General features: G+C 66.5%; 26 protein-coding genes. 5 read left to right on the top strand and 21 right to left on the bottom strand.

Going from position 1 to position 26492, the window contains the following annotated elements; translation table 11 throughout:
• Positions 1-44 precede the first annotated feature (44 nt).
• The 12 genes from flgL to GIW57_RS17450 form a co-directional block, all read right to left on the bottom strand.
• Positions 45-1247, bottom strand: coding sequence for a flagellar hook-associated protein FlgL (gene flgL / locus GIW57_RS17505; RefSeq protein WP_236512145.1), 1203 nt, complete (start codon positions 1245-1247; stop codon positions 45-47).
• Complete coding sequence (gene flgK, locus GIW57_RS17500; protein ID WP_236512144.1) at positions 1244-3124, bottom strand: flagellar hook-associated protein FlgK; 1881 nt, start codon at positions 3122-3124, stop codon at positions 1244-1246. The genes flgL and flgK overlap by 4 nt, the downstream gene beginning before the upstream one ends.
• Before the next feature lie 8 nt (positions 3125-3132).
• Positions 3133-4326, bottom strand: a complete 1194-nt coding sequence (gene flgJ / locus GIW57_RS17495; RefSeq protein ID WP_236512142.1) for a flagellar assembly peptidoglycan hydrolase FlgJ — start codon at positions 4324-4326, stop codon at positions 3133-3135.
• 1 nt (position 4327) lies between these two features.
• Positions 4328-5470 carry a flagellar basal body P-ring protein FlgI gene (locus tag GIW57_RS17490; RefSeq protein WP_329605774.1) on the bottom strand — a complete coding sequence of 381 codons (1143 nt, stop codon included), beginning with the start codon at positions 5468-5470 and terminating at the stop codon, positions 4328-4330.
• Between the two features lie 2 nt (positions 5471-5472).
• Positions 5473-6165, bottom strand: coding sequence for a flagellar basal body L-ring protein FlgH (gene flgH / locus GIW57_RS17485; protein WP_025879104.1), 693 nt, complete (start codon positions 6163-6165; stop codon positions 5473-5475).
• A 22-nt stretch (positions 6166-6187) separates the two neighbouring features.
• Positions 6188-6973 carry a flagellar basal-body rod protein FlgG gene (flgG, locus tag GIW57_RS17480; RefSeq protein ID WP_025879105.1) on the bottom strand — a complete coding sequence of 262 codons (786 nt, stop codon included), beginning with the start codon at positions 6971-6973 and terminating at the stop codon, positions 6188-6190.
• Between the two features lie 103 nt (positions 6974-7076).
• Positions 7077-7826, bottom strand: coding sequence for a flagellar basal body rod protein FlgF (locus GIW57_RS17475; RefSeq protein ID WP_099818408.1), 750 nt, complete (start codon positions 7824-7826; stop codon positions 7077-7079).
• Positions 7827-7858: 32 nt separating this feature from the next.
• The gene (flgE, locus tag GIW57_RS17470; protein WP_100465309.1) at positions 7859-9082 is read right to left on the bottom strand and encodes a flagellar hook protein FlgE; all 1224 of its coding nucleotides are present in this window, start codon (positions 9080-9082) and stop codon (positions 7859-7861) included.
• 32 nt (positions 9083-9114) lie between these two features.
• Positions 9115-9798: a flagellar hook capping FlgD N-terminal domain-containing protein gene (locus GIW57_RS17465; RefSeq protein WP_100552488.1), complete on the bottom strand. Its 684-nt coding sequence runs from the start codon at positions 9796-9798 to the stop codon at positions 9115-9117.
• 23 nt (positions 9799-9821) lie between these two features.
• Complete coding sequence (gene flgC, locus GIW57_RS17460; RefSeq protein ID WP_025879109.1) at positions 9822-10229, bottom strand: flagellar basal body rod protein FlgC; 408 nt, start codon at positions 10227-10229, stop codon at positions 9822-9824.
• Between the two features lie 3 nt (positions 10230-10232).
• On the bottom strand, positions 10233-10628 hold the full coding sequence (gene flgB / locus GIW57_RS17455; RefSeq protein WP_089241053.1) for a flagellar basal body rod protein FlgB: 396 nt from the start codon (positions 10626-10628) through the stop codon (positions 10233-10235).
• A gap of 141 nt (positions 10629-10769) precedes the next feature.
• Positions 10770-11714 carry a chemotaxis protein gene (locus tag GIW57_RS17450; RefSeq protein ID WP_089241055.1) on the bottom strand — a complete coding sequence of 315 codons (945 nt, stop codon included), beginning with the start codon at positions 11712-11714 and terminating at the stop codon, positions 10770-10772.
• A 134-nt stretch (positions 11715-11848) separates the two neighbouring features.
• Here GIW57_RS17450 and flgA point away from each other — a divergent pair, with 134 nt between their 5' ends.
• The 4 genes from flgA to GIW57_RS17430 all read left to right on the top strand — a co-directional run bounded on the left by flgA (position 11849) and on the right by GIW57_RS17430 (position 14530).
• The gene (gene flgA, locus GIW57_RS17445; RefSeq protein WP_236512138.1) at positions 11849-12505 is read left to right on the top strand and encodes a flagellar basal body P-ring formation chaperone FlgA; all 657 of its coding nucleotides are present in this window, start codon (positions 11849-11851) and stop codon (positions 12503-12505) included.
• Positions 12506-12580: 75 nt separating this feature from the next.
• Complete coding sequence (gene flgM, locus GIW57_RS17440; protein ID WP_025879113.1) at positions 12581-12886, top strand: flagellar biosynthesis anti-sigma factor FlgM; 306 nt, start codon at positions 12581-12583, stop codon at positions 12884-12886.
• Positions 12883-13221: a flagellar protein FlgN gene (locus GIW57_RS17435; RefSeq protein WP_208081380.1), complete on the top strand. Its 339-nt coding sequence runs from the start codon at positions 12883-12885 to the stop codon at positions 13219-13221. The genes flgM and GIW57_RS17435 overlap by 4 nt, the downstream gene beginning before the upstream one ends.
• Positions 13222-13312: 91 nt before the next feature.
• Positions 13313-14530, top strand: a complete 1218-nt coding sequence (locus GIW57_RS17430) for an ATP-binding protein (RefSeq protein WP_236512136.1) — start codon at positions 13313-13315, stop codon at positions 14528-14530.
• A gap of 95 nt (positions 14531-14625) precedes the next feature.
• Here the strand turns inward: GIW57_RS17430 and GIW57_RS17425 are convergent, their stop codons facing one another.
• Positions 14626-16401: an EAL domain-containing protein gene (locus tag GIW57_RS17425; protein ID WP_236512134.1), complete on the bottom strand. Its 1776-nt coding sequence runs from the start codon at positions 16399-16401 to the stop codon at positions 14626-14628.
• A gap of 4 nt (positions 16402-16405) precedes the next feature.
• Entirely contained in the window at positions 16406-18508 is a 2103-nt protein-coding gene (locus tag GIW57_RS17420; RefSeq protein ID WP_100465313.1) for a PAS domain-containing sensor histidine kinase, read from the bottom strand.
• Between the two features lie 143 nt (positions 18509-18651).
• Here GIW57_RS17420 and GIW57_RS17415 point away from each other — a divergent pair, with 143 nt between their 5' ends.
• The gene (locus GIW57_RS17415) at positions 18652-21411 is read left to right on the top strand and encodes an EAL domain-containing protein (RefSeq protein ID WP_236512132.1); all 2760 of its coding nucleotides are present in this window, start codon (positions 18652-18654) and stop codon (positions 21409-21411) included.
• 163 nt (positions 21412-21574) lie between these two features.
• Here GIW57_RS17415 and GIW57_RS17410 read toward each other — a convergent pair whose 3' ends face one another.
• The 7 genes from GIW57_RS17410 to GIW57_RS17380 form a co-directional block, all read right to left on the bottom strand.
• On the bottom strand, positions 21575-22099 hold the full coding sequence (locus tag GIW57_RS17410) for a hypothetical protein (RefSeq protein WP_100465315.1): 525 nt from the start codon (positions 22097-22099) through the stop codon (positions 21575-21577).
• 72 nt (positions 22100-22171) lie between these two features.
• Entirely contained in the window at positions 22172-22519 is a 348-nt protein-coding gene (locus GIW57_RS17405) for a hypothetical protein (protein WP_100465316.1), read from the bottom strand.
• Positions 22520-22616: 97 nt separating this feature from the next.
• The gene (locus tag GIW57_RS17400) at positions 22617-22832 is read right to left on the bottom strand and encodes a hypothetical protein (protein ID WP_236512131.1); all 216 of its coding nucleotides are present in this window, start codon (positions 22830-22832) and stop codon (positions 22617-22619) included.
• Positions 22833-22930: 98 nt separating this feature from the next.
• Positions 22931-24121, bottom strand: a complete 1191-nt coding sequence (locus tag GIW57_RS17395) for a methyl-accepting chemotaxis protein (protein ID WP_108267587.1) — start codon at positions 24119-24121, stop codon at positions 22931-22933.
• Positions 24122-24279: 158 nt separating this feature from the next.
• A complete protein-coding gene (hflD, locus tag GIW57_RS17390) occupies positions 24280-24894 on the bottom strand; it encodes a high frequency lysogenization protein HflD (RefSeq protein ID WP_089241076.1) in 615 nt (204 codons plus the stop codon).
• Positions 24891-26033, bottom strand: a complete 1143-nt coding sequence (mnmA, locus tag GIW57_RS17385) for a tRNA 2-thiouridine(34) synthase MnmA (protein WP_089241078.1) — start codon at positions 26031-26033, stop codon at positions 24891-24893. The genes hflD and mnmA overlap by 4 nt, the downstream gene beginning before the upstream one ends.
• Entirely contained in the window at positions 26030-26491 is a 462-nt protein-coding gene (locus tag GIW57_RS17380; RefSeq protein WP_236512129.1) for an NUDIX hydrolase, read from the bottom strand. Before GIW57_RS17380 ends, mnmA begins: the two co-directional genes overlap by 4 nt.
• Position 26492: the final 1 nt, after the last annotated feature.

Raw genomic sequence — 26492 nt, 5'->3', positions numbered from 1 at the left:
ATGCAGGGCATCGCGGCCTTGGGCTCCAACGCTGGCGCGTGGAATCAGCGGATCTTGTTGAACAGCGACATCGACTGCATCTGCGAGAACAGTGTCTGTGCCGCCTGCAGCGCAGTGCTTTCCAATTGGTACTGGCTCAATGCATCGGCGTAGTCCAGGTCGCGCATCTGCGACAGCGTGGTCTTCAGCGTCACGCCATTGGCCTCACGCATCTCCGCCGCATTGTCCAGTGCTTTCAACTGCGAACCGCCGGCGGCACGCGAATCGATCATCCGTTCCGCAGCGCGGCCGACATCACGCAATGCGCTCTGCAGTTCATTCTGCTGCGCAGCCAACTTGGCCGGCGTACCGGTATCGGCGTCAAGGGCGGCGATCAGCTTGTCCATGGTGCCGAAGATGTCGCGGCTGCTGGCGGCCTGCACGTTGAAGCTGTCACCTGCCGCTGGCGCGCCCGCGATCTGCAGGCGAACGCCGTTGATCTCCAGTTCGCTGCCAGCCTTGTAGGTGCCGGTGCTGGTCACGTTGCCGGCACCGTCGAGCACTTCGTACTGGTTGGCCGCCGTGAAGCGCACACTGAATGATTGCCCGTTCCAGCTGTCGCTGCCGTCGCGGGTGATGTTGGTCAGCACGCCGTTGCCGGTGTTGCCTGCCGCTGCGCTGCCATCGACGAAGCCATCGCCGGTGGGAATGCGCAGGAAGATCTCGCTGCCGGGCAGGGCATCACGCACGTAGGTATCCGGGCCGACTTCCACCTGGCGCTGGGTCTGGTCGCCGCGATAGACCACCTTGCCGTCGATCTTGGCGAACGGCGGATCGCTGTCGTTGGTGCCACCGAACACGTAGCGACCGGTGCCGTCGCTGCTGTTGGCCAGCGACAGCAGGCCGTCGCGGATCTGGTTCAACTCGGTGATCAGGGTCTTCTTGTCAGGCGCACTCAATGCGGGATTGCTGGCCTGGATGGTCAGATCGTTGACGCGCGCCATCAGGTCGTTGACCTGGGCGAGGGTGTTTTCCTGCACGCCCAGGCGGTTCTGTACGTTGTTGCCGTTGAGCTTCATGCGTTCCAGTGCGGCCAGGCTGCGGTCCAGGCCAACCGCAGCACCTGCGGCGACCGGATCGTCCTTGGCACTGACGATCTTGCTGCCGGTGGCGATCTGCTGTTCCAGGTGGCTGAGCTTGGCCTGCTTGGCCATCATCAGCGCCACCGACTGGCTGTACATCATTCCGGTGGAGATGCGGTTGCTCATCGGCGCACGGCTCCCAGGATGGTCTGGAACATCGAGTCGGCGGTGGAGATCAGCTGCGAGGCGGCCTGGTAGGCCTGCTGCAGGCGCAGCATGTCAGCCGCTTCCTCATCGAGGTTGACGCCCGAGACTTCGTCACGCGCTGCCTGCGCCTGGTCGGCGATCACCTGCTGCGCCCCCAGCGAATATTCCGCCGAACGCGCTGCGGCACCGACCTGGGTGGTCAGCCCGCCCAATGCGCCGCCCAGTGTCACCGTGCCGGCGTTGAACGCCTTGGCCGATTCCACCTTGGACAGCTTGGTGGCGTTGCTGTTGTCCGACGAGCCGGCCGGGGTCGGGGTGATGTTGAAGGTGTCGCCATTCTTCGGCACGCCATCGAGCACGAAGCTCCAACCGTTGGCGCTGATGGTCTGGCCGGGCGTGTAGGTCTGCGGTGGGCCACCATCGATGGTGTAGGTGGTGGCCGAGGTGAACACGATCGCAGCAGGATTGCGCAGGTTGGCGTTGGCCGAGTCGGTCACGGTCACGCCGCTCAGCTTGCCGGTACCGGTGTTGGCCAGTGCCGCCGCACCCTTGATCGCGGCCGCCGCGGCAATGCGCGAGGGATCGGTGATCGCCATCTCCAGGCTGCCGGCCACGCCGGCTGTCGGCTGCAGCAGGAAGCGGTCGTTGGCTGCCGGGGTACCGCCGACCACCAGCTTCACGCCGTTGATGACCAACGGGTCAGCGGCAGTACCGGTGCCGGTCAGCGGCACGCTGGCGCCGGTGTCGGCGCGGCTGGCAGCCCAGTTGCTGCCATCGAACTTCAGCACGATGTTCTGCGCTTCCAGTTTGCCGAGGTCGCCATAGCTGGCGCTGATCGAACCGGTGCCGGTGTTGCTGGCATTGCCGGTGACACGCGGCGTGCCGATATTGAAGAAGTCGCCGCCCATCTTGCCGTACAGGTCGACGCCCTGGCGATGGGTGCTGTTGAAGGTCTCGGCCAGACCGACCGCCAGCTTGCCCAGTTCGGCCTGGGCCGGGGTCAGCACGGTGTCGCGGAACTCGAGCAGGCCACCGATCTGGCCGCCCACCGCCTTCGGGTCCAGGGTGATGGTGCCGCCCTGGGTCTGCAGCGCCAGCTGCAGGCGCTCGGGCTGGTACGGGTCGGCCACCGTGGTGACCTTCGATGCGGTGGTGCCCACCACCAGCGCCTGGCCGCCGGCGGTGTAGACGTTCATGATGCCGCCGTCCTGGATCACCGCCGTGCCGCCGGTGTAGCCAACCAGCTGCGAGATCAGCTGATCGCGGCGGTCCAGCAGGTCGGGCGCGGCGTTGGCGATGTTGGTGCCGATGGCACCATTGATCTGCGCGATCTCCGACGCCAGCCGGTTGACCTCGGTGGCACCGGCCATCAACCCGTTGTTGACCTCGCCATTGAGGTTGTTCAGGTGGGTGTTGAGCTGGCTGAAGCGGTTGGCCAGCGCCTTGCCACCATCGAGCATGTTCTGCCGGTCGGCAGTGCCGGCCGCGTTGGAGGACAGGCCGCTGACGGTGTCGAAGAAGTTCGACCAGACCCCGGCCACGTTGGTGGCCGCGTCGGAGAACAGCGCATTGACCCGGTCGGCCATGCCCGAAAGCTGCTTCAGGCGCGCCAGCTCACCGCTGCTGTCGAGCAGGCGCGAGATCGCCAGCTGGTCGGCGGCGCGACGGATGTCGACGATGCGGGTGCCGTTGCCAACGTCGCCGTAGCCGTAGTTCTGCGGGGTGGCGGTGGCGAAGTCGACCTTCTGCCGGCTGTAGCCGGGCGTGTTGAGGTTGGCCACGTTGTGGCTGGTGGTGGCCAACGCACGCTGGAAGGCGAGCAGGGCACTGGTACCGGTGGAAAGTACGCTGGACATGGGGTTCCTCAACGACGAGTGATACCCAGCGCCGCGGTTGCGGTGCTGGCGAAGGTCTGACCGATGCGTGAGCCGGCGTCGGCCACGGCGGCCACGGCGCGCTCGATGGTCGGGCCGCCGGCGATCGCGGCGATCTTGGCCGCGTAACGCGGGTCGGTGGCATAGCCGGCGCGTTGCAGGCCGCGCGCGAAGCCCTGCACATCGGTGCCGGCCTGCAGTGCCTGCTGGTAGCGCGGGCTGGTCTTCAGCAGGCGCACGTAGTCTGCAAAGCTCTCCGCGGGCGAGGTGTAGGCGCGGAAGCTGGCGGTCTCGTTGCGGCGCACGCCATCGACGTACTCATGGGTGCCGGCGGTGGCGCTCTGGCCCTTCCAGCCGGTGGCCTTGATGCCGAACAGGTTGTGCGAGGTGCTGCCGTCGGCATGCTTGATCTGGCGCTTGCCCCAGCCGGTTTCCAGCGCGGCCTGCGCAACCAGGGCGCGGGCGTCCACGCCCAGTTCCTTGGCCGCGCTCTGCGCGTGCTGCCAGATGCTGGCAACGAAGCCTTCCGGGGTGTGTGCGCCCAACTGGGCGACGGCGGTGCGGGTAGCCAGCGCATCGGCCGGGGTGCCGCTGCTGCCGCGGTTGCTGGCGGTCGGTGCCCACTGGTCGCTGGCAGCGGCCCAATCGGCACCACCGATGGTGCCGGCATAGGGGTCGTCGGTGCCCAGCGAACGGTGCATGCCGCTGCTTTCCCGGCCCGCAATCAGATCCAGCGCCTGCTCCATAGGTGCGACCGAGGATTGCGCGCCCTCCTGCACACCGGCCGCCATCTGCTGCAGCATGCGCACAGCCTGGCCAGCATCCTGCAGCGGCAGCGACGGCGCCGCCGGCGCATTGAGCTGGTAGGCGCGGCTGGCCTTGGCCGGGTCCACCCGGGTATCCAGTGCCGGGCCATCGGCCTGCGCGCCGGACAACTGGCGGGTGATCATGCTCGACAGGCCCAGACCCTTGCCGCGGGTCATCGCCTCGGCGATCTTCTGGTCGTACATCTCCCGGAACATCTTGTTTTCGCCCGGGAACAGCGAATCGCCGAAGCTGGCATCACGCATGCTCTTGACCAGCATCTGCGCGAACTGGCCTTCAAGCTGGCGCGCGACCTTGTCGATCTTGGCCGGGTCGTTCTGCTGTGCGGGGCTCAGTTCGAATGCGGGAGTGATGCGCATGTCAGATCACCTCGAGCTCGGCGCTCAGGGCACCGGCCTGCTTCAGTGCTTCCAGGATCGCGATCAGGTCACCCGGTGCCGCGCCAACCGCATTCACCGCATGCACGATCTCGTCCAGGGTGGTACCGCCGTTGAACTTGAACATGCGGCTGCCATCGTTGGTGGCGGTGATGGTCGACTGCGGCGTGGCCACGGTCTGGCCACCGGCAAAGGCGTTGGGCTGGCTGACGTTGGTGTTCTCCTGGATGGTCACCGTCAGCGAACCATGCGAGATCGCGGCCGGGCCGACCCGCACCTGCTGGCCGATGACCACGGTGCCGGTACGCGAGTTGACCACCACCTTGGCCGGTGCAGCGCCCGGGGTCAGTTCCAGGTTTTCGATACGGGCCAGCAGGCCGATGCGTGCACCGGCATCGGTCGGTGCACGCACGGCAACCGTGCCACCGTCCACGGCGCGGGCCGAGCCCTCGCCAAAGGCATTGTTGAGTGCACCCACCATCCGCGAGATGGTGGTGAAGTCGCTGTTGTGCAGGTTCAGGGTGATCTCGCCGCTGGCACCGAACACATCGGGCAGGGCGCGTTCAACGGTCGCACCGTTGGGAATGCGGCCGACGCTGGGCACGTTCACCGAGACGCGCGAACCATCCTTGCCCTGCGCACCGAAGCCACCAACGATCAGGTTGCCCTGGGCAATCGCATAGATCTGTCCATCGGCACCGCGCAACGGCGCCATCAGCAGCGAGCCACCGCGCAGCGACACGGCGTTGCCGATCGAGGACACGGTGATGTCGATCGGCTGGCCGGGCTTGGCGAACGGCGGCAGCTCGGCATGGATCGCCACGGCCGCAACGTTCTTCAGCTGCGGGTTGACGTTGGCCGGCACGTTGACGCCCAGCTCGCCCAGCAGGTTCTTCAGGCTCTGCACGGTAAAAGGCGCCTGGCTGGTGCGGTCACCGCTGCCATCCAGGCCGACCACCAGGCCATAACCCACCAACGCATTGCCACGCACGCCACCCACCTGGGCGAGGTCCTTGATGCGCTCGGCGCTGGCCGGGGCCGCCACGGCCAGCAGGAGGAAGAATGATCCGTAGAGCGACGCCATGCGTCGCTGCCACGTAGAAGAGAAGGGAGCTTTCATGGCCATACTCAGAACGGCGTCAGGCCGGAGTTGAAGAAACGGCTCAGCCAACCCATCGCGTTGGACTGCGCAACAGGGCCGCGGCCGCCATAGACGATGCGCGCTTCAGCCACGCGGCTGGAGGGCACGGTGTTGTCCGCGCTGATGTCGCCGGGGCGCACGATGCCCTGTACCTGCACCAGTTCGTCGCCCTGGTTCAGGCGCAGGTTCTTCTGCCCCTGCACCACCAGGTTGCCGTTGGGCAGGCGCTGCACCACCGTCACGGTCACGTTGCCCTGTAGGCGGTTGCTCTGCGCGCTGTTGCCCTTGCCGGTGAAATCGCGCGCGCCCTTGGCGGTTGCACTCAGGATGTCCTTGCCGCCCAGGGTGACCGGTGCACCGAGAATCGACGGCGTGCCGAGGCTCAGGTTCGATTCCTTGTTGGTGGCGGTGTTGGCGCTGGTCTGCGCGGTGGTGTTTTCCAGCAGGGTGATGGTCAACAGATCGCCGACATCGCGCGCACGGCGATCCGAATACAGCTGCAGGGTCGGGCCTGCGGCGTAGATCGCGCCCGCGGTTGGCTCGGCCTGCGGCGGCATGATCGGCTGCAACGGCGCCATCGTCGGATAGGGGCGCACGTCGCCAGCGATCACGCAGCCACCGAGCAGGGCAGCCACGGCGCAGGCGAGGGCAGTACGGGCGAAGGAAGAGAGGGGCGACATGGCAGTTTCCCGGTGAGGGCGGTCAGAGCTTGTTGCTGAGGTAGCCCAGCATCGAGTCGGTGGTCGAGATCGCCTTGGCGTTCATTTCGTAGGCGCGCTGGGTTTCGATCATCGACACCAGCTCTTCCACCACATTGACGTTGCTGCCTTCCAGCGCACCCTGCACCACGGTGCCAAGTCCATTAAGGCCGGGGTTGCCGTTCTGTGCCGGGCCGGAGGCCGTGGTTTCCAGGAACAGGTTTTCACCGCGTGCCTGCAGGCCCGCCGGATTGACGAAGTCGGTCAGGGTCAGCGCACCCACTTCCACCGATGCCGCACCGTCGGCCATCTTCACGCTGATGGTGCCGTCGGTACCGATGGTCACCGACTGCGCGCCTTCGGGAATCTGGATGCCCGGCTGCACCGGGTAGCCGCTGTTGGTGACCAGCTCGCTGTCCTGGTTGATCTTGAACGAGCCGTCGCGCGTGTAGGCCGAGCTGCCGTCGGGCATCTGCACTTCGAAGAAGCCGCGGCCGTTGACCATCACGTCAAGCGCGCGACCGGTCTGCTGCTGGCTGCCCTGCTCGAAATTCTTGGCGGTGGCTACCACGCGCACGCCGGTGCCGATCTGCAGGCCGGTAGGCAGCTGGGTCTGTGCCGAAGACGAACCACCGGGCTGGCGCACCTGCTGGTACAACAGGTCCTCGAAGCTGGCGCGGTCCTGCTTGAAGCCGGTGGTGTTGGTGTTGGCGAGGTTGTTGGAAACCACCGACATGCGCATCTGCTGCGCATCCAGTCCGGTTTTAGCGATCCACAATGCCTGGTTCATCTTCGGAGTCCTGTCTGGGTGAAGCCGGCCGCGCGATGCGGCCCATGGGGTAGGGAGTGCAAGCGGCGTGCCAGCACCGGCGCAGGCCGGTGCCGGAATTCCGTCAGCTGCCCAGGCGCAACAGGCTGTTGGCGCTGCGCGCGTTGTCATCGCCGTGCTTGATCACCTGCACCTGCATTTCGTACTGGCGCTGCAGCTGGATCATCTGCACCAGCGCACCGGCGGCATCGACGTTGCTGCCTTCCAGCTGGCCGCTGTGCACCGCCGTGCCCTGTGCCTGGGCGAACGGCTGCAGCGGATCGGTATTGCGGAACAGGCCATCCAGGCCGCGTTCGAGGCGTTCATCCGGCGCCTGCACCACCTTGATCCGGCCGATCATCGCCATCGTCTGCGGGCCTTCGCCCTGCGGGATGATCGAGATCGTGCCGTCGTTGCCGATCTCCATCGCCTGGTAGGGCGGGATCGCGATCGGGTTGTTGTTGTCGTCCAGTACCGGACGGCCGCTGGAGGTCACCAGCTGGCCGTTTGGAGTCACCGACAGCGCGGCGCCACGGGTGTATGCCTCGCTGCCATCGGTGGACTGCACGGCCAGCCAGGTGCCGGTCTGCAATGACAGGTCCAGCGGCTTGCCGGTGATGTGCTGCGCGCCGGCGGTGCGGTTGAAGCCCGCATCGACGTGCAGTGCATCCACCCGCGAGGCAAAGCCCGGGCCACGGATCGGGAAGGCTTCGGTATTGGCCAGCGCTTCCTTGAAGCCGGGGGTGTCCGAGTTGGCGAGGTTGTGGCTGAGCGTTCCCTGCGCCTGCAGGGAGGCGCGGGCACCGGTCATCGCCACGTAAAGGGCTTTATCCATGCGGGGAGTTCCGTGACAGGGTCAGCAGGTCATCAACGGATGTTGATGACGGTCTGGGTGATCTGGTCCTGGGTCGTGATCATCTGCGCGTTGGCCTGGAAGTTGCGCTGCGCGGTGATCATGTTGACCAGCTGTTCGGTCAGGTCGACGGTGGAGGACTCCAGCGAACCGGCCTGGATCTTGCCGAGGTTGGAGGTGTCGGCGGGGCCGGTGCGCGGCGTGCCCGAATCGAAGGTCTCCACCCACAGGTTGTTGCCCTTCTGTTCCAGACCCTGCGGATTGTTGAAGCTGGTCAGCGCAACCTGGCCCAAAGGCTTGTCGTCGCCGTTGGAATAGCGCGCGTACACCACGCCGGTTTCCGAAACAGTGATCTCGTTGAGTTTGCCGGCCGCGTAACCATCCTGCTGGGTGTTGCGCAGGGCGAACTTCTCGCCGTACTGGGTCGAGCCGCCCACATCCAGCGTCATGTTCAGCACGCCAGCACCGGTGGTCGGGGTGAAGGTGCCCAGGCTGATCTTGCCGTTGGCCGGCGCGGTCAGCTTGCCAGCGTTGTCGAAGGTCAGCGGAGTCGGCGTACCGGCCGGCTGGCCATCGACGTAGTTGTGCACCGTCCACGCGTTGGTGGCCGCTTCCTTGACGAAGTAGGACACCTGGGTATGGCTGACGCCCAGCGAGTCATACACGGTGATGCCGCCGCTGGAGTGGCTGTAGCTGTTGGAGTTGGTGGGGTCGAAGGTGGCCACCGTCGGCTGCTTGGCATTGCCCGGCAGGGTGAAGCCGACCTTGACTTCACTGGTCTGCTTGGGTGGGCTGTCGGTGGTCAGCAGCTGCAGATCGACCAGGCGGCCGGCGTCGAAGTTGGTACCGTCGGCGTTCGGTGCCAACACCTGCAGGCGTGCGCCCTGCGGGTTGACCACGTAGCCGTCGGCGTCGGTCTGGAAGTTGCCGGCGCGCGAGTAAACGCGTGCACCGTTCATGTTCATGGTGAAGAATCCCTCACCGGAAATGGCCATGTCCAGGCTGCGGCCGGTCTGCTCGTTGTTGCCCTGGATGAACTGCTGGGCCACGTTGGAGACGCGCACGCCCGAACCGATCGCGTTCCTGGACAGGCCGTAGCTGGTGGCGGCGAACAGGTCGGCGAATTCCGCACGCGACTGCTTGAAGCCGGTGGTGTTGACGTTGGCCACGTTGTTGGCGGTGACGCTCAGGTCCGAGTTGGCAGCGTTGATGCCGGACAGGGAAATGTTGAAGCCCATGGGATGCTCCTGTTGGATGCGGTGGGTGCGGCTCAGCTGACGCGGAGCACGTAGTCGAGAGGGGCCGTGCCCAGGCCCTTGAGATTCAGGTAGAGGCCGTCGGAACCGACGGTCACGCTTTCCACCGGTGCCTGCACGAAGGTTGAAAGCTTGGTGCTCTTGCCGGTGGTGTCGACGTGGTTGGCGACGATGTTGTACTTGCCCGGCTCCATGCGCTTGCCGTTGGCGTCCTTGCCGTCCCAGGTGAACGCGGTCTCGCCGGCAGCCTTGGCTTCCACGCTGATCGAGGTGACCTTGGCGCCGTTGGCGTCGGTGACGTCCACGGTGACGATGCCGGCGGCCGGTGCGGCAACCGTGCCTTCCACCGAACCTTCCTTCTCCAGCACCAGCTTTTCCGACGGCACCAGCACCTGGTGGCCGACCAGCGCCGCGCCACGCAGCACCTGGTCGCTGGCCATCGACTCCTGGAAGCCCTTGACCGACTTGTTCAGATCAGTGATGCCCTGCACGGTCGACATCTGCGCCATCTGCGAGACCATCTGCGTGTTGTCCATCGGCTTCAGCGGATCCTGGTGCTGCAGCTGTTCGGTCATCAGGCGCAGGAAATCGGCCTGGTCCAGCGTGTTCTTCTTCTTGGTGGCGTTGCTGTTGGGGGCGTTCAGGCCCAGGGCGGTGTAGACGTCCTGGTTGCTCTGGTTGTTGACGGCAGTGGTCATGGCGGCGTCCGGTGCAGCGGGCCTCAGCGGCCCATGGTCAGGGTGGCCAGGGCCAGTTCCTTGGCGGTGGTCAACATCTCAACGCCGGCCTGGTAATTGCGCGAGGTGGAGATCAGATTGACCATCTGCGCAACCGGATCGACGTCGGGCTGGTAGATGTAGCCATCGCCATCGGCCAGCGGATGGCCCGGCTCGTAGCGCTTGATCGGCGCCGCGTTGCTCTGGGTGATCTCCTTGACCTGCACCGAGGTGATGTTCGGATCGGTCTTGCTGGTGACCGCCTGGAAGATCGGTTCCAGCGGCTTGTACACCGCGTCGGCAGAGCCGGCGATGCTGTCAGCGTTGGACAGGTTGGAGGCGATGGTGCTCATGCGCACCGACTGCGCCTGCAGCGCGGAGCCGGCGATATCGAAGATCGGCAGGTTGCTCATGGCTTATTGCCCCGTGATCGCGGTGAGCATGGAACGCACCTTGCTTTCGACGAAGCTCAGCGAAGCGCGGTATTCCAGGGCGGCGCGGCCATAGGCGGCGCGTTCGGCATCGGGGTCGACGGTGTTGCCGTCGATGCTGGGCTGCACGCCCTCGCGGGCCACCTGGAACGGGTTGAGGCCACTACTGATTTCGTAGTGCTGCTCGTTGGTGGTGGTCATCAGGCCGTTGGCATCCAGGCCCTGGGCATGGCGCAGGGCCGAGTCGAAGTCCAGGTCCTGGGCCTTGTAGCCGGGGGTGTCGGCATTGCCGAGGTTGCTGGCGATCAGCTTCATGCGCTGTTCGCGCAACGGCATTGCCTGGGCATGGACGCCCAGGTAGTCGGTAATCAGGTTGCGCACGGTGCACTCCCACGGGAACATTGCCCGGGAAGCTGCAAGGGGTGTGCCAAACCGTGGTGGTAGTGCCGGCCGCTGGCCGGCTCCCCGTTGTGTCAGCGGTTGCCGGCCAGCGGCCGGCGCTACCGTATCGGGGCGGCGACCTTACGCCGCCATCGCCACCTTGCGCAGGCGGTCCAGCACGAAGTCGGCCAGCTCGTGCGGCGAATACTTGGCGACGAAGGCGTTGGCCCCCACGCGCTCGACCATCGCATTGTTGAATACGCCCGACAGGGAGGTATGCAGCAGCACGTACAGCCCGGACAGGCCGGCATGGCGCCGGATTTCCGTCGTCAGCGTGTAGCCGTCCATCGCCGGCATCTCGATGTCCGAGATCACCATGGCGTAGCGATCGGCGGGGTTTTCGCCCGAAGCGTGGATCTGCAGCAGGTGGTCCAGCGCCTGCTTGCCGTCCGAGAGTAGAGTGGCGCCCACGCCCAGCTGGTCCAGCACGCTGCGGATCTGCTGGCGGGCCACCCGTGAATCATCCACCACCAGCACCTGCAGCTGCGGGGCATCGGCAGGCATCGCCATGGCCGGGTCGAGCACCGCTTCACCGCGGACCTGGGCGATGTCGGCCAGCACGCTTTCCACGTCGATCACCTGGATCAGCTCGCCCTGGAAGCGGGTCACCGCTGTCAGGTAGCTGGATTCAGCACCCAGTTCCGGTGGCGGGTGGATGTCTTCCACCGCGATGTTGACGATGCGCTCCACGCCGCTGACCAGGAAGCCCTGGATCGAGCGGTTGAACTCGGTCACCACCAGGTAACCCGGCGCAGTGTCCGCATCCGGCTCACGCTCGGGGTGGCCGATGGCCAAGCCCAGGTCCAGCACCGGCACCGAGCGGCCGCGCACATCGGCCACGCCGGCAAACTGGCCGGGCAGGCCGGGCACCTGGAACAGTTCCGGGCGGCGCAGCACTTCCTGCACCTTGAAGACGTTGACGCCAAAAAGCTGACGTCCGCCGAGGCGGAACAGCAGCAGCGCCAGGCGATTGTGGCCGGCCAGTCGGGTTCGCTGGTCGATCCGGTTGAGCAGGTCATGGGACATGGCTGCTGTATCGGCGCGGGCAGGGCGGAACTTGAGGGCCTGTGTACAGGGCCCGGCCCGGGAAGATTTCCGCCCCCTCCCTGTGGCACGCGCCTTGCACGCGTCTGGGCCAGGTCTTACCGACAGGAGGCGCCATGCGCCGCATTGCTTCTTTCCTTGCCATTGCACTGGCCGTGGCCGCGCCGTGGGCGACTGCGGCCGACTGGCAGCCGGTGGCCAGCATCCGCGCTGCAGCGTTGTCGACCCTTGCGACCGGCACCGAAGGTGAGGCCGTCGTCGCCGATGCGCTGCGTCTTCCAAAATGTGGTGGAGCATTGCAGGTGCAGCCCACGGCCAATACCACCGTGGAGGTGAGTTGCCCGGATGCCGGTGGCTGGCGCCTGTTCGTGCCGGTGAAGGTGCGCCGCAACCAGACCGTGCTGGTACTGACCCGTGGCATTGGCACTGGAGAATCCATCGCCGCCGCCGATATCACTACTGCCCAGCGTGACGCGGCACGGATTGCCGGCGCAGTGCTGGCCGATCCTTCTGCAGCGATCGGCCGCATCGCCCGTCGGCCGTTGCCGGCGGGAACCCTGTTGTCGAGCAACGATCTGGTCGCGCAGCGTCTCATCAAGCGAGGAGACAGTGTGGCACTGGTATCGCGGCGTGGTTCGGTCGAGGTCCGCATCGCCGGGCGCGCACTGGGCGATGCCGGCCAGAACGAGCGCGTCTCAGTGGAAAACCTGTCCTCGCGCCGTATCGTGCAGGGCACGGTGGACGCGGCCGGTGACGTAATCGTGGCGCGTTGAAATAATGCAGAATTCCCCTAAAGATCACGGCCCTGCGGTCGTTATCCCTTGTGTACGGCAACTCCAGGACACCCCATGAGCCAGAAAATCGACGGCAACCTGCAGGTCCCCCAGGCACTGCGCAGCGTGACCACCCCGGCCGCCAAGCCCGGCGTGAGCACCGATTCGGCGGCACGTCCGGTCGAGGCGGCCGACAGCCTGCGCCTGACCGGCGAAGCCACCAACCTGCAGGCCATCGAGCGTGAGCTGAGCACCGCCCCGGCGATCGACGCCCAGCGTGTTGCAGCAGTGCGCGAATCGCTGCAGAACGGCACCTACAAGATCAATCCGGACGCGATTGCTTCGCGCATGCTTGAACTGGACCAGCAGCTGCAAGGATGACCGCGGCGATGAGCGAGCCGCTGCAGCGCCTTGCCCAGGCCCTGGACGTTGAACGCCAGGCCTTGGTCGAGCACGACGTGCATGCCCTGATCCGTGCCACCGGTGCGAAGCTGGAAGCGCTGCGTGCGTTGGAAGGCACGCCGCCGGTGGGCGAGGGCGAGCAGCTGCAGGAACTGGCCGAGCGCAACCGCGCCAACGGCGTGCTGCTGTCGCGGCGCCGGCGCGAGGTCAACTGGGCACTGCGCCAGATGGGCCGCACCGAAGAGTCCTCGGCATACGATGCCAAGGGCCAGTCGCACACCGTCACCGCGCGGCGGCCACTCGCCGTCGCCTGACAGGCCGGCGGTCGGCTGAGCGTCCGATGGCGGCTGTCGGCCGCCGCATGAACGCGTATATTGGGCGCCTGTTTGATCGCCCCGAGCCGCCGTGTCTGCTGCCAACGTTCTGGTTACCGCCCCCCTTCCGCCGCAACCGGTGCTGCAGGCCCTGCTTGAGCGCCTGCGCGAAGGTCTGTTGCTGTTCACCGAAGATGGACAGGTGGCCCTGGCCAACCCGGCCGCACAGAGCCTGCTGGGCAGCGACGAAAGCGCCTTGCCGCCGCCGCAGCGCCTGCGCGAGCTGCTGCCGCCGGATGCCCTCGAACATGCGCGCCAGCACGGTCATTGGAATGGCAGCCTGCCGCTGGGCGAGGGCGTGGTCATCGCCCATCTGTACTTCCATGGCGAGCCCGGTTCGGGGCACTACCTGGCGTTGTTCCGCCATATCGAAGGCCAGGAAGACTACGAGCGCGAACTGCAGCAGCGCCATGCCGAACTGCGCCAGGCGTACCTGCGCTTGAACGGTACCCAGGAAAAGCTGCTGCAGTCGGAGAAGATGGCCTCCATCGGCCAGCTTGCTGCCGGCGTGGCGCATGAGATCAACAACCCGATCGGCTACGTGCATTCCAACCTGGGCAGCCTGCAGGAATATCTGCGTAGCCTGTTCACGGTGATCGAAGCCTACGAACGTGCTCTGCGCGCGCCGGACCCGAAGGCGTTGATTCCGGAAATCGACGATATCCGTGACCGCCTGGACATCGATTTCATCAGCCGCGACCTGCCGCAGCTGATGGCCGAATCACGCGAAGGCATCGAGCGGGTCACCCGCATCGTGCGCGACCTGAAGGACTTCTCCTATTCCGGCCGCGATGAGTCGTGGAAGCTGGTCGACCTGCATTCCGGCCTTGAATCGACCATCAACATCATCTGGAACGAGCTCAAGTACAAGGTGCACCTGGTACGCGAGTTCGGCCAGCTGCCGCTGGTGGAATGCCTGCCGTCGGAGTTGAACCAGGTCTACATGAACCTGCTGCTCAACGCCGGCCATGCCATTGCCGAGCGCGGCACGATCACCGTGCGTACCGGCGTGGACGGCGACACGGTGTGGGTGGAATTTGAAGACACCGGCGGTGGCATCTCGCCGGAACTGCGCCAGCGCATCTTCGATCCGTTCTTCACCACCAAGCCGGTGGGCAGCGGTACCGGCCTGGGTCTGTCGATCTCCTACAGCATCATCAACAAGCACCACGGCCGCATCGACCTGGACAGCACGCCAGGCGTCGGCTCGCGCTTCCGCCTGGTGCTGCCGATCAAGCAGCCACGGTAAAGGCCTCTGGTAGTGCCGGCCGCTGGCCGGCAACCCGATGAAACCGGCTACCCCGCAGCTGCCGGCCAGCGGCCGGCACTACCCCGTGTGCAGGTTCAGCGCAGCGGTGACCGATCCTCGCCACCATCAGCCGGCTCGGCGGCAACCTGCCCGCCATTGCTGCGCCGCTGTTCCTCGTACGTACGGAATGCCTGGTGGATGTGCTTGCGCAGCTCGTCGTCATTCCACGGCTTGGTCAGGAACCGGTAGATCGCACCGCGGTTGATCGCGTCGGTCACCGTGTTCAGATCGGTATAGCCGGACAACACCAGGCGGATCGTGTCCGGGTACAGCATCTTCACCCGGCCCAGGAACTCGGTGCCGCTCATGTCACTCATGCGCTGGTCGGACAGGATCACCTGCACGTCGTTGATCGCCAGCAGATCGAACGCGTCGCGCACGTTGCCTGCCGCCAGGATGCGGTAGCCGTCGCGGCGGAACAGGCGCACCAGCGAGCGCAGCACGTTCTCCTCGTCGTCCAGCAGCAGCAGGGTGCGGTCCGGCCGGGTTTCGGCGAACGCTTCCGGGCGCAGGTAGCGGCGACGCAGGGTCATGCCCGCGGCATCGGCCGACATCGGCTCGCCGAACAGATAGCCCTGGAACACGTCGCAGTCGTTGCGGCGCAGGAAGCCCAGCTGCGCCTGCGACTCCACGCCGTTGGCGATCACCGTCATGCCCAGCTGGTGGCCCATCGCGATGATCGCGCGGGCGATCGCCGCTTCACGATTGCCGGCCGGCGCGCTCTTGATGAAGCTGCGGTCGATCTTCAGCTTGTCCACCGGGTAGCGCACCAGCGCACTCAGGCTCGAATCACCGGTGCCGAAGTTGTCCAGGCTCAGGCTGATGCCTTCGTTGCGCAGGTTGGCCAGCGTTTCGTGGACGAAGTTGACGTTGTTGGTCAGCGCGCTTTCGTTGATCTCCAGCGTCAGCATCTGCGCCGGCACGCCAGAGGCCTGGATCACGCCCATCACTTCGGCAAAGAAGTTCGGTCGCAGCAGCTGCAGGGTGGATACGTTCACCGCGATGGTGAAGTCATCGAAGCCTTGGTCGCGCCACAGCCGGGCCTGCTTCAACGCGCCTTCCAGCACCCACGTGCCGATCTGCACGATGATGCCCAGGCGCTCGGCGGTGCGCATGAACCGCTCCGGCACCAGCATGCCCAGGGTCGGCGACTGCCAGCGCAGCAGCGCCTCCATGCCCACCACGTGGCCATCGCGGGCGCTGACCAGCGGCTGGTAGCGCAGCTTCAGTTCGCCGTTGGGAATGGCATCGACGATCTGTCGCGCGATGATGCTCTCGCTATGTGCGCTCGGCGGCGTGTCCACCGCATGGATGCGCACCGCATTGCCACCTTCGCGGGCGGCCTGGTACAGCGCGTCCTCTGCATGGTCGAGCAGGCGCGAGGCATTGCTGGCGTGCTCCGGGCACAGGCTCACGCCCAGCTTGCCGGTCATGAACAGCGTATAGGGCAGTACCGAAAGGGGCAGCTCCATCTGCTGGCGGATCTCTTCGGCGAAATCCTCGGCCAGCGGCAGATCGGCGGTGCGCGGCACGGCGATCAGGAACTCGTCGCTGCCATGCCGCCACAACTTGCCGCGTCCGCGCAGGTAGGACTGCAGGCGCTGGGCGACCAGCACCAGCGCCTGGTCACCGACCTCCGCGCTCATGTTTTCATTGACCGAGGCGAAGTGATCGATGTCCACATGCATCAGCATCAGCGCGGTGCCTCCGGAAGCGGCTTCGGCGACCATCGCCTGCAGCTCGGGGTTGCCGGCGCCAAGGCGATCAGGCGCATCATCGATGCTGACCGGGGGCAGGTTGGGGTTCCACATGGGCTCAGTATTCCGCTGACTCGACGGCCGCGGTAACAGCGGCCTGGTAAGGAAGGTGGACATCGACGAGGGTACCGGCGCCATGCGCCGACTCGATCCGGACATGGCCACCCACGCTCTGCGCACGCTCGCGCATCACGATCAGGCCCAGGCCGCGCGGGCCATCCGGATCGAACCCTTCGCCATCGTCACGGATCATCAGGTGCAGCCCGCGCTGGTCGACGTCGCGCAGCTGCAGCACCACCTGGCTGGCGCGCGCGTGGCGCAGCGCGTTGGTCAGGCTTTCCTGGGCGATGCGGAAGCAGGCCTGTTCGATGCTGTTGTCCGGGCGCGTGGGCAGCGATTCGATTTCGGCCTGCAGCTCGACGCTGGACGAGCGGAACAGCACGCGTGCCTGCCAGCTCAACGCCGCTTCCAGGCCCAGCGCATCCAGCTGCGGCGGCCGCAGCAGGGTGGAGATGTCGCGCAGCTTGGCGACGGTGGTATCGGCCAGGCTGACGATCTGCGCCAGGTCCTCGCCGCGCCGTTGCGCATCGTCCTCGTCCTGCGCCGCATAGGCCGAAAGTTTGATCGCGGTGATCGCCTGGCCGATGTCATCGTGCAGGTCGCGCGAGATTGCCCGGCGCTCGTCTTCCTGCAGCGAGAACAGACGACCGGCCATCGCCTGCAGCTCGCGGTTGCTGGTCTCCAGCGCGCTGCGGATCTGCTCCGATTCGCTCAGGTCGCGCACGATCAGCAGCTTGCAGTCGCGCCCGCCATAGCGCACGTCACCCACCGCTAGACCTGCCTGGAAGCTGCGGCCATCGGCACGCTGCATCGCCACCACACTGCTGTGGCCCGGGCTGTGCTGGGGCTGCCCAGCGCGCATCTGCGCGCGCGTCCGGGCCAGATCGGCGCCTGCCACCAAGGCCGACAGTGGTTCGCCCAGCAGCGTGTGGCTGCCGTAGCCGAACAGGCTGGCCGCCCAGGCGTTGGCATACAGCACATGTTCGTCGGACAGAATCACCACGCCATCGGGCAACACCCGCACCAGCTCGCGGAACTGCTCCTCGCGTTCGCGCAGCAGGCGCCGTGACTGCTCACGTTCGGTCACGTCCTGCAGGGTGCCCAGGATCCGGTCACGGCCGGCCTCATCCACACCGCTGGCAGCGCGCAGGTGCACCATCAGCGCGCGGCCATCCATTGCCAGTACCGGCAGCAGCACATCCACCTGCACCTGCTCACCGGAGCACAGCCCGGCCAGCACCTGCTCGGTCTGTGCGGCGGTGGCCGGGTCGGCCGCCACCAGCAGTTCATCGAAACGATGCCAGCGTCGCGCTTCGGGCGGGCGTCGGCCCAGCAGGCGATAGACCTGGTTGGAGTAACGGCCCTGGCCGGTGGACGGGTCCAGTTCCCATGCGCCGATCCGCGCAAGTTCGTGGGCTTCTTCCACCCGGGCCAATGCCTGGTCGCGTCGCAGCTGGGCCAGGTCTTCGGCGGTGCGGTCGATGGCGATCAGCAGGCGCGCCGTGTGCCCGTCGTAGTCGATCGCGTTCGAGCGCAGTTCCATCTGCCGCAGGCTGCCATCGCGCAGCTGCAACTGCGCGCGCAGGATGCACAGCTGCTCGGGTGCCTCGCGGATCTCTTCCAGCTTGGTCTGCAACGCCTGGTCCTGGCCCGGTGGCCAGAGCACGTCGATGGTCTGTGCCAGAAGCGCGTCGCGGTCCCAGCCGAAGGTGCTGCAGGCGGCCGGATTGGCGTCGAGGATGGCCAGCGTGTCCAGGTCATAGACTAGGATCGGGCCGGGGTTGCCTTCGAACATCTGCCGCAGGCGCAGCTCGGAAGCCTGCAGGCGGGCATGGGTGTGCAGCACGTGCTCGGCCAGCGGCCGCAGCAGCAGGTACAGCAGGCCCGCGCTGGCCAGGGCGAAGAACGCTCCCTTCATGCTCTGCCACAGTGCCGCCTGCTGCGGGTCGGGCACCAGCGCTGTCACCGCGCCGTCTGTGGCGATCATCCAGGCCAGCGCCATCGCCAGGTAGCTCAGCACCACGCGCCGACGGTCGCGCCCCAGCGCCTGCGCCATCCGCGGGTCGGGAACAGGGGCAGTGCCGGTCGGTTCTACGGGCATGGACAGGGCAGGGAGGAGGGCAGGGAAGAGGGGTGCCGGTCATCTTACCGCGCGGGTGTGCCCTGGCCACTCAATTATCCGCCGCAGGCGCCGTTAACCACTGCGTGCCCCGCTGTCGGGCGTTTCATCCGGAGCAAGATCGCGTGGACCAAGGGATCATCGCCAGCCTGCTGCAGCATCCGCTCGCCTCGGCGCTGGTCATCGTCGACCGCAGCGGGCGCCCGCTCGCGGCCAATCCGGCTGCGCGCGAGCATGGCCTGCCGGCCACGGTGGCCGCCTACGCGCCGATGCTGGAAGACCTGCGCCTGCTGGCTGCCGACGGTGGCATCGTCGCCTGCACGCTGCCGGGCGGCCCACGTGGCCACTACGATGGCCACCTGCGCGCCGTGCATGACAGCAGCGGCAACCTGCTCGCCTTCACCCTCAGCGTGCCCGAGCCGGTGCCGGTTGATGGTGGCGGTCGCTGGGAACTTGCATTGGACAGCGCCGGCCACAGCCTGTGGGACTGGGACATCCCCAGCGACAGGGTGGCCCGCACGCCCGCGCTGGGTGAGGAAACTGCCACACAGATACTGGCGCGCGTGCACGCCGACGACATCACCCAGGTGCGCGCCGCGCTGGATGAACACCTGCACGGTGACAGTGAGCAGTACAGCGCCCAGTTCCGCTTCCGCCAGGCCGATGGCCAGTGGCGATGGGTGCTGGACCGTGGCCGGGTGGTGGCCCGTACCGCCGATGGCCAGCCGCTGCGCATGGTCGGCACCCATACCGACATCGAACAGCAGAAGCAGCTGGAAGCCATGCTGCAGGAGCAACAGCTGCATCTGCGCGAAGCCCAGCGCATCGCCAGCATGGGTAGCTGGTCGTTCGATCCGCACAGCCGCCATTTCTGGTGGTCGCCGGAGCTGCGCTCGCTGCTGGCGCTGCAGCAGGGCAGCATCCCCGGGCAGCGACGCTGGCTGAAGCAGCTGCACCCCCGCTCACGCGGCGCACTGCGTGCAGCCTGGCGGCGCTTGTGGCGTGATGGCCGGGCCGCCAACATCGAACTGGAACTGACCCGCGGCAACGAGCCCTCCCAGCACCTGCGGTTGTGGATGCAACCGCTGCTGGACATGGACGGCCAACCCAGGCGCTTGCTGGGGCAGGTGCAGAACATCACCGAACAGCACCAGACCGACGCCCTCATCCGCTGGCGCACCGAACTGCTCAACCGCGTATCCGCGCTCGGACGCATTGGCGGCTGCGAGATTGAAGTTGCCACGCGCAACATGCAATGGACCGAGGAGTGCTATCGCATCCACGGCCTGCGCAAGGAGCCGATCACCCTCGACCAGGCCCTCGCACTGTATGCCGAGGATTCGCGTGCGGCGTTTGAAGCGGCGCTGGGGCGGATCGCCGGCGGTGGACTGCCCGAGCAGCTGGATCTGTGCTTCTACCGCCAATCCGGCCTGCGCGTGTGGGTACAGGTGCTGATCGAACTGGATCGTCGCGATGGCCTGCCGCCACGCTTCGTGGTCCTGTTCCGTGACATCACCCGCGAGCGTGAAGCCAACGAACGCATCGAGCTGCTGGCGCACTACGATCTGCTGACCGGATTGCCCAACCGCGTTCTACTGGGTGAACAGACATCGGAGGCCATCGAGGAAGCGCGCGATCGCGGCACCTCGCTGGCCATGCTGTTCATCGACCTGGACGGCTTCAAGAACATCAACGACAGCTTCGGCCATGCCACCGGCGATGCGCTGCTGAAGGCTGCTGCGACCCGGCTGCACCAGAACCTGCGCAACAACGACTTGTTTGGCCGCTTCAGTGGCGACGAGTTCATCGTGGTGCTGCGCGACCTGGCCGAGCCGGAAGATGCTGGCCATGTAGCGCGCAAGTTGATCAATTCGCTGGCCGAGCCGCTGCGTCGGGGCGATACGACCCTGAAGGTGGGCGCCAGCGTGGGCATCGCCATGCTGGGCGAGAGCCAGACCGACTTCGATTCACTGCTGCGCGCTGCCGACGCGGCGATGTACGCGGCCAAGGAAGCCGGTCGCAACACCTACCAGTATTACAGCCAGGACGCGCTGGCACGGATCCAGCGCCGGCTGGAGATCGAGCACGGCCTGCATGGCGCCATCGAGCGCGATGAGTTCAGCCTGGCCTACCAGCCGCTGCTGCACGCGCATCACGGCGAGCCGCCAGCCATCGAGGCGCTGCTGCGCTGGCATCGTCCGGGGATCGGCTACTGCAGCCCTGCGGAGTTCATTCCGATTGCCGAAAAATGCGGCGAGATCGTCCGCATCGGCGACTGGGTGCTGTCCGAAGCCTGTCGCCAGGCGGCAGCATGGGACCGTGCCGGCCTGCATTTCGAGCGCATTGCCGTCAACGTGTCGGCGGTGCAGTTGCGTGACCGTGGCTTTGCCGAACGCGTGATCGAGATCTGCCACGCGCACGGCTGGCCGCCGCAGCGGCTGGAGCTGGAACTGACCGAGTCTGCCCTGATCCGCGACACCGACATCCTGCGCCATTGCTTTGATGTGCTTGAACGGCATGGCGTGCCGCTGGCGGTCGATGACTTCGGTACCGGCTTCTCCAACCTCAACTACCTCAATCGCTTCCCGGTTGGTCGCCTGAAGATCGATCGCAGCTTCGTGCAGGGCATGCTGCATGATTCCGGTACCGCCGAGGTCACCCAGGCCATCGTTCATCTTGGCCACGCGCTGGGCATGAAAGTGGTGGCCGAGGGCGTGGAAACGCACCAGGAAGAGGACATGCTGCGCCGCCAGGGCTGCGACGAGATCCAGGGCTACCTGTACTCGCGCCCGCTCAGCCCGCGCGACTTGGCCCAGTGGCTGCGCCAGCAGCACCTCGCGCCAGGCCGCACCGACGCCGCCAGCGAAGTGCTGCTGGCGCGCTGAGGCGCCGCGGCCTTGCTTTGGTGGGTGCCGACCGTTGGTCGGCACTGATGCCTGCACGCGGGATCATCCACGCATGGCGTGGATCTACACTGCTCTGGTAGATGCCGACCTTGGTCGGCACTGATGCCTGCACGCGCGATCATCCACGCATGGCGTGGATCTACTATCGCGCGGCAACCAGGCGCTGTGGGAATTCGGACCGCAGCCGTGCGCGTACCGCTTCGACCACGCCTGCATAGCGCCGTCGCTGGATGTAGTAGCCCATATAGAACAGCAACAGGGCCACCAGCATCGGCGACGCCGCCGGGCGGACCAGGATCATCGGTACCAGCATCAGCGTCAGGCCCAGCGCGAACCAGCTGCACAGCCCGACCACCCGCACCTCCCGGCGCCGCGCGTCGATCATCACCCGACCGCGCATCAGCGGAAAGTAGCGACCGCCGAAGCTGGGCGCGAAGCTCTCGCGGAAGGCGATGCTGCCGTCAGGCAGCGCATGGAACACCAGACGCAACCAGGTGTCGGTGGGCAGGTCATGCTCCAGGCCGGCCAACGAAAGCTGGGCCAGCTCGGCCGGCGTAGCGGCGACGCGTTGGTTGAACAGGACGATGCCGGCGCGGAAGAAGAACGGTGCCCACATCACCAGCAGCAGGACTTCGATCAGCAGCAATGCGATCAGGGCGATGGCCATCGGTCTTCCATGAGCGGGACCGGCGCATCATGCCATGCCATGCGGTGAGGCGGATCGACGCGCGGCGTGGATTCAACGGTCCATCAGCGCGATGCTTGCGATGGAATAGCTGGCGGACATGAGCCCCAGTGAGTACTCCACGACCACGATTGCCCAATAGGCAATCGGCTCGATGTCCCGCATCGCGTCCAGGGTCCCGTACCGGTGATGGCTTAGATGAACCTGCCCGGTGTCTATGGCAGTGGCGGCCATCCACGCAGCTGCAAAGGCGAGCACGATGAAAAACAGGCCGCCAAACAGGAAGGCGACTGGCCTATGCCGGGGCGGTCGCAACGTGGCGTACGCGGGGCGCCACGTAAATGACAGCGCGATGATCACCATCGCAGCAAATCCCAACCAGGTCATGAACGTCATGCTCATGCGACGACACTCCGTGTCCAGCCGTAGGTGGCATGGACGGATCATGCCATGAGTTCGGAACGGGTAGTGGTGAAAGCTATCCACGCATGGCGTGGATCTACTTCAACGCACTGCCATCCAAGCCCAGGTCCCACGCCAACCCCAGCAGGTCGTCACCAGCCACAACCGGGGAGGGGCGCGCATCGGCCAGCTGCTGCAGCTCCTGTATTTCTTCGCGGGCCACATTTTCCAGCTGCCGCAGCTGCTCACGTACGCTCGCATTGCGCGGGCGTTCGTTCTCGTTGATCGGGGGCAGGGCGCGGATCAGGGTCATGGTGCGCTTGCAGGATGCATCCAAAGGCGGGTCACACGCAAAGGCCCCGGCAGAACCGGGGCCTCGCACGCTGCCGGAAGAGGCAGCGGACATCAGGATCAGAACAGCTCGACCGTACCGGCGCCCATGCTCTGCTGGGCAACCGGCTTGTGCGGCGGGCGTTCCCATTCGCTGCGCAGTTCGCGCAGGCGGCTGCCGGTGCGCTGCAGGGCGGTGGCGATCTCTTCGTCGAACACGCCGCCGTTGCGGTGCAGCAGTTCCTGCAGGGCCACCGCTTCGCGGTTGATCGCGGTCAGGCGGTCCAGGTGGGTATGTACGCCACCCAGCGCCTGGGTGGCGATGTCCTCGAACTGCAGGGCGCGCACGGCTTCGGCCACGCTGCCATCAATCGAGCGCGCGCAGTCGGACACTTCGCGCATGCCGTCACCCAGCGACGCATTGATCTGCGCCACGTTGTCCAGCATCGCCGCAGCTTCCTGGCGCGCTTCACGGGAACGGTCCATATCGCGCGAGGCCATGTGCGAAACCGTCTCGCGGACCTTGGCGATGGCATCCTTGGAGCTGTGCGCCAGCTTGCGGATCTGTTCGTTGAACGTGGTCGAACGCTCGGACAGGTTGCGGACCTCGTCGGCGACCACGGCGAAGCCACGACCGGCTTCACCGGCACGTGCAGCTTCGATGGCGGCGTTCAGGGCCAGCAGGTTGGTCTGGTCGGCAATCGACTTGACGTCTTCCAGCAGCGCGAAGATGCCATCCAAGTGCTGCGCCATCTGGTCGATGTGCTGCACGGTGGTGCTGCTCTGGCCGCTCACCTGTTCCAGCGCTTCCACCAGCTGTTCCATGCGGTGGCTGGCGTGCTGGGCGAAGCGGGCAACGTCGAGGCCGGCGCCGCCTTCGTCACCCGCACGGTCGACGATGCGCGACAGTGCCTGGCTCTGCTGGCGCGACTTGCGGTTCATCGCATCGAAGCTGCCGCCGAGGCTGGAGACGGCCTGGCGGATCAGGTCACGGGCGCGTTCCACTTCGCCACGCGAACCGTCGATCTCGTTGCCGACGAAGTTGCGCAGTTCGGTCAGCAGCTGGTCCTGCTCGCGCAGGACGCGGGCATGTTCCGGGGAACGGTGCGCCTGGGCGCGGGCGGTCCACCACGCAAAGCCGAGCCAGCTCAGCGTCATCGTGGTCAGGATCGCCCAGCGCAGGGCGACCGGCCATTCGAAACCGATGGCGAAGGGGAGCAGCAGGGTCAGAGCCAGGGGGGCGGCCAGACGGATGAAAATGCGTGAGTACATGGACGTTCTCGGGAGGTGCACGGAGGATGTATCGGCCGTACCCCCCTTCTCTTTAACGTCGATGTGCTTCGAAATGCATTCTGAATGCGCCGGTTTTCCGGCGCTTGGTGTGCTGTCGCGCGGCGCGCTCGCCGGGCCATGCCCGGCGGCTGTGAATGTCAGGCCAGCTGCCGGTCCACGGCCTCGACCATCGCCTTGCGGCTGAGCAGGAAGTCCCAGTAGCTGCCACCCAGCTGCCGCCACAGCACCGCGGCGCGCACGGCGGCCAGCAGCAGTGCACGTATCTCGGCGACCACGCCGGCCTGGCCCAGGTAGTGCGGGTTGCCCTGCACCATCACCCGCGGCTTGAGGTGGCTGATGGTGTCCGCATACAGGCCGCCCAGGGCGGCCAGTACATCGGGATGGCCGCTGTCACCCAGCTCGGCGGCCTGCTGCTGGGCGCGCTCGATGCCCGAGGCGACCTTGTTCACGGTGGCGCCGTCCTGCACGAACCGGCGCTCCAGCTGCAGCACCGACAGCGCCAGCTTGGGCAGGATCGGGTCCTGGCCCTGGTTGCGGAAATGGTTGTGCAGCAGGCGCAGGCCCGACTTCAGCGCGTGCCGATCGCCAAACACCGCCTGCGGCGAGGACGCATCGATGCGGAACACGCTGTCCACGGCGGTGCGCACGGCAGCGGCGTCGGAATGGCCGGTATCGGCGATACGGCGTACCTGCTGCAGGGCCTGGGCAATGCCGGCCAAAGCCAGAACGCGGTCGTCGACAGTGAAACTCATGCAGCGAGTACCTCAAAAGGAGAAGGGGTGGTGCGCAGGCGCTGTTCCAGCGGCGCGTCGGTGGCGGCGATCACCGCGCCACCCAGGCAGACCTCACCGTCATACAGCACCAGGGATTGCCCGGGGGTGACTGCACGCTGCGGCCGGGCGAAGGAGACCTGCACGCTGCCGTCGTCCAGCACGTCCACCGTGCACGGCTCATCCGGCTGGCGGTAGCGGGTCTGTGCGGTGCATTCAAAACGCCGTGCCGGCGGCGCACCGGCAATCCAGTGCGCGGTCTCCGAGCGCAGCCGGTTGGACAGCATCCACGGGCTGTCACGGTCCTGGTCCACGTACAGCACGTTGCTGGCCACGTCCTTGCCGACCACGTACCAGGGAGCGGCAGGGCGGCCGCGCACGCCGCCGATGTTCAGGCCTTCGCGCTGGCCCAGGGTGAAATAGAAAACGCCAGGATGTTCAGCGATCACGCTGCCATCGCTGGGGTCGAGGATCTGCCCGGTCTTGGCCGGCAGGTAGCGTCCGAGAAACTCGCGGAAATCGCGCTCGCCGATGAAGCAGATGCCGGTGGAGTCCTTCTTGGCGTGGGTCGGCAGGCTCACGTCGCGGGCAATCCGGCGCAGGTCGCTCTTTTCCAGATCACCAATCGGGAACAGCGTGGCTGCCAGCTGTTCCTGCCCCAGCTGGTGCAGGAAGTAGCTCTGGTCCTTGGAACGGTCGGCACCGCGCAGCAGCAGCCATTGATGGCCGCGCTGGGCAATGCGCGCGTAGTGGCCGGTGGCGATCCGCTCGGCGCCCAGCTCGCGGGCCGCATCGAGGAAGTGCTTGAACTTCACTTCGCGGTTGCACAGCACGTCCGGGTTCGGCGTGCGGCCGGCGGCGTACTCGGCAAGGAAGTGTTCGAACACCCCCTGCCAGTACTCGTTGGAAAAATCGCGGAAATGGAACGGGATGCCCAGCAGCCCGCAGACAGCCACCGCATCGCGGCGGTCGTCCTCGGCGCGGCAGTCGCCGCTGCCATCGTCGGCCCAGTTCTGCATGAACAGACCGGCCACGGCCTCGCCCTGCTGTACCAGGCGCCAGGCGGCGACGGAAGAGTCCACGCCGCCAGACACGCCAACCATCACCCGTGGGCTGCTCATGCGACCTCCCTGACCAGTGCAAGCGGGTAGCGCTGGCCGGCCAGGTAGTCGGCCAGCACCTGCCAGACCAGCGGGCTGCGCTGGCGTCCGGCGGCGGCCTGCAGTTCGGCCGGGGTCATCCACAGCGCCCGATCAATGCCGGCATCCAGCGGCCGCGCCGGGTCGTGCGAGACCGGGCGCGCGGCGTAACAGAAGCGCAGGAACGGGGTGCCGTCAGCGGCAGTCCACTGGTAGCAGCCGATGAAGGCGGTCAGCTCCACCGTCCAGCCGGTTTCCTCGACGGTCTCGCGCAGGGCGGCTGCAGCCAGGCTTTCGCCCGGCTCCAGGTGCCCGGCCGGCTGGTTCAGCACCTGCCGGCCTTCGATGGTCTCTTCGACCAGCAGCACCCGGCCGCCTTCGACCACCACGGTGGCGACGGTTGCATGCGGTGCCCAGCGCGGGTCCGGCGAGGTGTTCAAC

The organism is Stenotrophomonas sp. PA-6-5C (assembly GCF_021605635.1).
Classification (GTDB): Bacteria; Pseudomonadota; Gammaproteobacteria; order Xanthomonadales; family Xanthomonadaceae; genus Stenotrophomonas; species Stenotrophomonas lactitubi.
Note: the sequence above shows the minus strand (reverse complement) of the source record. Positions and strands in the feature narration are given on the sequence as shown.

Bases quoted from the DNA above. Each gene is read 5' to 3' on its own strand.
- flgE (WP_100465309.1), bottom strand. From the start codon at position 9,082: ATGGGCTTCAACATTTCCCTGTCCGGCATCAACGCTGCCAACTCGGAC.
- flgL (WP_236512145.1), bottom strand. From the start codon at position 1,247: ATGAGCAACCGCATCTCCACCGGAATGATGTACAGCCAGTCGGTGGCG.
- GIW57_RS17490 (WP_329605774.1), bottom strand. From the start codon at position 5,470: ATGGCCATGAAAGCTCCCTTCTCTTCTACGTGGCAGCGACGCATGGCG.
- GIW57_RS17465 (WP_100552488.1), bottom strand. From the start codon at position 9,798: ATGACCACTGCCGTCAACAACCAGAGCAACCAGGACGTCTACACCGCC.
- flgG (WP_025879105.1), bottom strand. From the start codon at position 6,973: ATGAACCAGGCATTGTGGATCGCTAAAACCGGACTGGATGCGCAGCAG.
- GIW57_RS17450 (WP_089241055.1), bottom strand. From the start codon at position 11,714: ATGTCCCATGACCTGCTCAACCGGATCGACCAGCGAACCCGACTGGCC.
- flgK (WP_236512144.1), bottom strand. From the start codon at position 3,124: ATGTCCAGCGTACTTTCCACCGGTACCAGTGCCCTGCTCGCCTTCCAG.
- mnmA (WP_089241078.1), bottom strand. From the start codon at position 26,033: ATGAGCAGCCCACGGGTGATGGTTGGCGTGTCTGGCGGCGTGGACTCT.
- GIW57_RS17420 (WP_100465313.1), bottom strand. From the start codon at position 18,508: ATGCCCGTAGAACCGACCGGCACTGCCCCTGTTCCCGACCCGCGGATG.
- GIW57_RS17405 (WP_100465316.1), bottom strand. From the start codon at position 22,519: ATGAGCATGACGTTCATGACCTGGTTGGGATTTGCTGCGATGGTGATC.
- GIW57_RS17395 (WP_108267587.1), bottom strand. From the start codon at position 24,121: ATGTACTCACGCATTTTCATCCGTCTGGCCGCCCCCCTGGCTCTGACC.
- GIW57_RS17410 (WP_100465315.1), bottom strand. From the start codon at position 22,099: ATGGCCATCGCCCTGATCGCATTGCTGCTGATCGAAGTCCTGCTGCTG.
- flgM (WP_025879113.1), top strand. From the start codon at position 12,581: ATGAGCCAGAAAATCGACGGCAACCTGCAGGTCCCCCAGGCACTGCGC.
- GIW57_RS17475 (WP_099818408.1), bottom strand. From the start codon at position 7,826: ATGGATAAAGCCCTTTACGTGGCGATGACCGGTGCCCGCGCCTCCCTG.
- hflD (WP_089241076.1), bottom strand. From the start codon at position 24,894: ATGAGTTTCACTGTCGACGACCGCGTTCTGGCTTTGGCCGGCATTGCC.
- GIW57_RS17435 (WP_208081380.1), top strand. From the start codon at position 12,883: ATGACCGCGGCGATGAGCGAGCCGCTGCAGCGCCTTGCCCAGGCCCTG.
- flgA (WP_236512138.1), top strand. From the start codon at position 11,849: ATGCGCCGCATTGCTTCTTTCCTTGCCATTGCACTGGCCGTGGCCGCG.
- flgH (WP_025879104.1), bottom strand. From the start codon at position 6,165: ATGTCGCCCCTCTCTTCCTTCGCCCGTACTGCCCTCGCCTGCGCCGTG.
- flgC (WP_025879109.1), bottom strand. From the start codon at position 10,229: ATGAGCAACCTGCCGATCTTCGATATCGCCGGCTCCGCGCTGCAGGCG.
- GIW57_RS17400 (WP_236512131.1), bottom strand. From the start codon at position 22,832: ATGACCCTGATCCGCGCCCTGCCCCCGATCAACGAGAACGAACGCCCG.
- GIW57_RS17425 (WP_236512134.1), bottom strand. From the start codon at position 16,401: ATGTGGAACCCCAACCTGCCCCCGGTCAGCATCGATGATGCGCCTGAT.
- flgJ (WP_236512142.1), bottom strand. From the start codon at position 4,326: ATGCGCATCACTCCCGCATTCGAACTGAGCCCCGCACAGCAGAACGAC.